This is a genomic window from Streptomyces anandii JCM 4720 (assembly GCF_014650655.1).
GTDB classification, from domain to species: Bacteria; Actinomycetota; Actinomycetes; order Streptomycetales; family Streptomycetaceae; genus Streptomyces; species Streptomyces anandii.
The window spans coordinates 1-617 of record NZ_BMVJ01000010.1 but is presented as its reverse complement, the minus strand read 5'-3'; the positions used below and the strand labels follow the sequence as shown (position 1 = coordinate 617).

At 69.7% G+C, this 617-nt stretch carries 1 protein-coding gene; it reads right to left on the bottom strand.

The window, feature by feature from the left end:
* Positions 1-617, bottom strand: a 617-nt coding sequence (locus IE249_RS18970; protein WP_308434370.1) for a carboxyl transferase domain-containing protein, incomplete at both ends; no start/stop codon positions are given.

The window sequence follows — 617 nt, the reverse complement described above, 5'->3', positions numbered from 1 at the left end:
CCCATCACGGCGATCTCGTTGGTGGGCCAGGCGTAGGTCAGGTCGGCGCCGATCGACTGGGAGTCCATCACGATGTACGCGCCGCCGTAGGCCTTGCGCAGGATCAGCGAGATCCTCGGCACGGTGGCGTTGCAGTAGGCGTACAGCAGCTTCGCGCCGTGCCGGATGATCCCGCCGTGCTCCTGGTCGACGCCGGGCAGGAAGCCGGGCACGTCGAGCAGGGTGACGATCGGGATGTTGAAGGCGTCGCACATCTGCACGAAGCGGGCCGCCTTCTCGCTGGCCTCGATGTCGAGGACACCGGCCAGCACCTGCGGCTGGTTGGCGACGATGCCGGTCACGCGGCCGTCCAGGCGGGCGAGCGCGACGATCACATTGGTCGCCCAGCGCTCGTGGATCTCCATGAGCTCGCCGTCGTCGACGATCTCCTCGATCACGGCGCGCATGTCGTAGGGCCGGGCGCCGTCCACGGGCACCAGCTCCGCCAGCGCCGTGTTCCGGCGGCCGGCGGGGTCGTCCGCGGCGGCGTCCGGGGGCAGTTCGCGGTTGTTCTGCGGGAGGAGGGAGAGGAGGTAGCGCACCTCGGCGATGCAGGTCTCCTCGTCGTCGTAGGCGAA